The following is a 4,517-nucleotide window of genomic DNA, read 5'->3' as shown; positions in this document are numbered from 1 at the left end:
GTGGCCTGATTGCCGATCACGACGCGGGCCGGTTGTGTGGCATCAAAGCGGAATCGCCCCAGCGAGCTGAACGCGTTTTCGATCGCCGGTTTGTTTCGCTGATTGAGCATCAGCGAATCGGTCCCATCGGCATGTGTGACCTGGACCGGAACATTGGTCGCCCGATTGTTGTTGGCCGGATATGCCACTTGCACATCGTAGGTTCCGGCATCGAGCTTGATTTCAAACGCCGCGCGGGCATTGCCTTTGTTCGCATTGGAATCATGCAGATAGCCGGTCAAGAAATGCGGACCGTTGGCTTGACTGGTCTGCCATGAGCCCTCCAGTTTCGCCGACGTGTTGTCCAACACGACCCCGGAGAAATCACCGGGCCGCAACCCCGCGCCGCCGCTGTCACTGCCTTCGTACTCGAGCACCTGACCATCGGCTAAAAGCCGTTCTTGCAACGCTTCGTAGCGGACATCCTGGACGTCGGATCCATTTTCAATCGCCAGCACGGCCGCCGTTGCCGCACTTTGACCGAGAATCATGAAGACGGGTTCCATCCGAATCGAGCCGAACGCGATGTGCGAACTGGAGACGCAGACCGGCACCAGCAAATTGGTGCAATCGGATCGCTTGGGGATCAGAGAGTCATAGGAGATCTGGTACGGACCGCCGGTCGACACACCGATATCCCCTTCGTTTTGCACGTGGCCCTCGGGCGTGATGTAGCGTTGGACGTTGTGCGAATCGATGGAATACGACCCCATTCCGACCGACTTGGGCGTCGCACGTCGTTTTTGCAACTCGTTTTCGGTCATCACATACTGGCCGATCATCCGCCGCGCTTCACGCACGTAGATCTGGTGCGGCCAGTTGCCGTTGTCGGTGAATTCATCCGCGGCCAACCCCCACGATTGCATCTTCGTGCGAATCTCTTCGGGAACGCGCGGGTCGGTGACGTGAAAATAGAGCCACCCTTTTTGATACGTTTCGTGCTCGCGAATGATTTCGCGGCGGCGCTCGTACGAGGCATCGGGATAGTCGTAATTGAATCCGATGTTATCGGTGCTCATCGGACCATGATTGTTCGTGTCGGTCTTTCGATTCGGGATCGGATCAAATTTGCGAAACGTCTGATCCCAGCCGGCCTGATAAATGCGCGCGAGCAACTCGTACTGTGACGGGTCGTAACCGTCGGGTTTGGCAAACGGGACACGGTTGTCGGGATGATCGGTCAAGCACATTCGAAAGCAATACGCTTGAACTCGGTGATCGGCGGCACCTTTCTCACCGGGCGGATCGGTGCTGATCCGTGGCAGGACGCCGCTGCTAGGGTCTCCAGGCGTCTGGTACGGACTGATCGGTGGCAGATCGCCGAAGTGATGCTGGTGATGCAAGACTCCGGTTTGCACCCCGTTCCAGTTTTCGCCGTACTGTGCACTGGACTCGCGGCCGACGTGATAGGGGACGCCGGCGGCCGCCAGCAGATCCCCTTCGTAGGTGGCGTCCAAAAACACTTTGGCGCGATAGGTTTCGCCGTTAAGCATGCGGATCGAGGCGATTTTGCCGTCCACCACTTCGACGCCCGATTGGCGGTCCAGCCAGCGGTCGCGGTGCACCGGAATGTTGAACTCGCTCACGTAGTCTTCGAAGACTTTCTCGGCGACGTGGGGCTCAAAGATCCATTGCGTCCGATTCTCGCCGTCGATCGCTCGATTGCCCTGTCCCTTGTTGCCGTAACTGTCTTGGGACTGCCATTTCCATGCTTCCGGTTTTTGGTATTCCAGATAAATCCGATGATAAAAGTCACGGGCTAATCCGCCGATGACTTCTTTTTTACCCGTGTCGGTCCACCCCAGCCCGCCGCTGGAAAGACCACCGAGGTGTTTGTCGGGACAGACAATGACGACCGACTTGCCCATCTGCTTGACCTGCACCGCGGCGGTTACCGCAGCCGAGGTTCCGCCATAAATCACCACGTCCGCCGTGGCCGGCTCGGCGGCATCCGCCAAACCCTGGGGAAGAATTGCGAGAACCAACGCGATCAAGAATTTCGTTTTCATGGGCGGATGTCTTGGTGAAAGAAGGACAGGAAGGGTGGGGTGTCGCGGTCCGGCGCGCCGAGCGAATCAACACGTCCGGCCGGCCCAGGCAGCGAGGCCCAGGCAGAGAAACTCAGGCAGACGGTAGTCTAGTCCATGCTCAGTGACGCCGGACCAGCGTCAACGATTCCGGATCGCGACGGATTTCGACCGCACCGGGCAACGTCAAAGCATCGGGGCCGCGACCGCAGAGCATTTCGAAAACGCGCGTCCAATGAAACTGGCCCATGTCCCGGAGCGGCCATCCCGATCGCTGCCAACACCGCCGCAGGGCCTCGATCGCGACGGCTTGGTCCCGCAGCGGTGTGGCGGTGGGATCCGTTTCCGCCTCGCCGCCGATTCGATCCAAGCGTCGCAGCGTGAGCGGTTTTTCCTGAATTTGCACCGTCGCCAACCAGCGATCGATGACCGGCTGCAAGGCGTCGAGCCATTGGCGTTGGCCTTGGACCGCGCGGGCGATGGCGGGAACGGCCTGGGGAAACTGTGATTGCATGGTCGGCAGCAACTCGTTTCGAATCCAATTCCGCCGATACGCGTTGGATCGGTTCGAGGCATCATCTCGCCAGGGAGCATTGATCGACCGCAGGGCCTCGCGAATCTGGTCGCGGCCGAGGTCGAGCATCGGTCGCGCGATCACAAAATCGCTACCCGAGGGATCGTCCGAGAAGGGGCGAAAGGACGCGATCCCCGCCATCCCCGCCGGTCCGGTTCCACGCATCAGCCGATACAAGACGGTTTCAACGTTGTCGTCGCGGGAATGTCCCAGGGCCAAGTAGCGGGCACCGTGTCGCCGCATGACGGTGCGAAAGAACTCGCGGCGATCATTCCGCGCAGACTCCTCGTCTTGCTCCGCCCCCTGGCCACATTCCGTTTCCAGCGGCACCGCGAGTTGACCGGCCAATTGCCGGACGAATTCGGCATCGGCGTGGGATTCCCGGCCGCGAAACTGGTGGTTGAAATGAGCGACGACGAGGAAGCCCCGCGGCGGCGAGGGGGCGGCGGGTTGGCGGACCGATTCGACCAGCGACCGCAGCAGCGCGACGCTGTCGGCACCCCCGCTACAACCGACCACGACGCCCAGATCCCGATAACCCGACGCCGGCCACGCCGATTCGATCGCGTCGCGAACGTTCTGCCAGGGAGGTGGATTGGTCATGGAATCAGGGGCTGGAGAAAGCCGGTCTGGTGGCCTGGCCGGGCGGGCGCATAGTTGTAAAAAACAATCCGATTCGGGGGGACCCCGGAGACTCAGCCGCAGAATCACGGCCGGCAATCGCAACCGGTGTGGCTGCCCAACCAACCACCCACGGCGAAAGGAAATTTGGTAGGATCTTCCTCGAACCGTCGCCGAGTTTTCACCTGCGATCGTCACCTCGTCGACCGGTCTCCTCCATCCACCTGAGCGCACCTGCACGAGCGTGACTGCCCGAACGCGACTGCGCAATTCATATGCTATCCGAGGCTCCCTTGCCCCACGTCCTGCCCCTCGCATCATTTCTCGACGAACTTTTCTTTCTGTATTCACTCGCCGGCGTCTTAGCCGGTGCAGTGTTGATGATGGGGTATCAACGCTGGAAAGCCGCCGCCTACAAGATTCGGCTGGCGGAAAAAGCTGACAAGTTGATGGACGAGGCGAATCGCGAAGCCGAGGCGCTGAAGACACAGATTCTGCTGGAGGCCAAGGAAGAAGCACTGGAAATCAAGACCAGGGGAGAGGCCGAACTGGCCGAAGCTCGGCGTCTGCAATTGAGCCGAGAACAGACCCTCGATCGCCGAGCCGAACAGCTGGACAACCAGGAGGCGGACTTACGCAAGCAGCAACGCGGGCTGGAAAACAGCCAGCAACGGTTGGACGCGGGACTCAAATCGCTCGCCGAACAACGCGACGAGCTGAAGACGCTCGAACGCAAGCAACGAAAGGTTCTCGAAGCGGTCTCGGGGATGACCCGAGCCGAAGCCGCCGAGCAATTGATGAAAGCGCTCGACGAGGAACTGGAACACGAACGCGGGAAGCTGTTGCTGAAGAAAAAGAAGCAGATCAACGAGACGATCAAGGAAAAGAGCCGCGAAATGTTGCTGACCGCGATTCAGCGGTACGCCTCGGCCTACACCGCCGACTCGACGACCAGCACCGTCGACGTTCCGACCGACGACATGAAGGGCCGGATCATCGGCCGCGAAGGACGCAACATCCGCGCGTTTGAAAAAGCCACCGGCATCGACGTGATCATCGACGACACACCGGGTGTGGTGATCGTCAGCGGGTTCGATCCGGTTCGCCGCGAAATCGCACGTCGCTCCCTGGCCAACTTGATCGCCGACGGTCGCATTCATCCGTCAAAGATCGAAGAGGTCGTCGAAGAAACCAAACAACAGATCAACGAGCTGATCATTCAAAAGGGACGTGAGGCGGCCGATGAAGTCGACGTC

Annotated in this window: 3 protein-coding genes; 1 reads left to right on the top strand and 2 read right to left on the bottom strand. The window is 60.1% G+C overall.

Annotated features, from left to right (window positions below):
- Together ABX749_RS23290 and tilS are read right to left on the bottom strand one after the other, a co-directional pair.
- Window positions 1–2,048 (bottom strand): FAD-dependent oxidoreductase (locus ABX749_RS23290; protein ID WP_372898102.1); only part of this gene is annotated, 2,048 nt, incomplete at its 3' end.
- 139 nt (window positions 2,049–2,187) lie between these two features.
- Window positions 2,188–3,243, bottom strand: coding sequence for a tRNA lysidine(34) synthetase TilS (gene tilS / locus ABX749_RS23285; protein ID WP_372898101.1), 1,056 nt, complete (start codon window positions 3,241–3,243; stop codon window positions 2,188–2,190).
- 311 nt (window positions 3,244–3,554) lie between these two features.
- Between tilS and ABX749_RS23280 the strand changes: the two genes are divergently transcribed.
- Window positions 3,555–4,517 (top strand): Rnase Y domain-containing protein (locus ABX749_RS23280; protein WP_372898100.1); only part of this gene is annotated, 963 nt, incomplete at its 3' end.

Origin of the sequence: Stieleria sp. (assembly GCF_041595215.1) — a bacterium.
In the GTDB taxonomy this organism is placed as follows: Bacteria; Planctomycetota; Planctomycetia; order Pirellulales; family Pirellulaceae; genus Stieleria; species Stieleria magnilauensis.
Note: the sequence above shows the minus strand (reverse complement) of the source record. Positions and strands in the feature narration are given on the sequence as shown.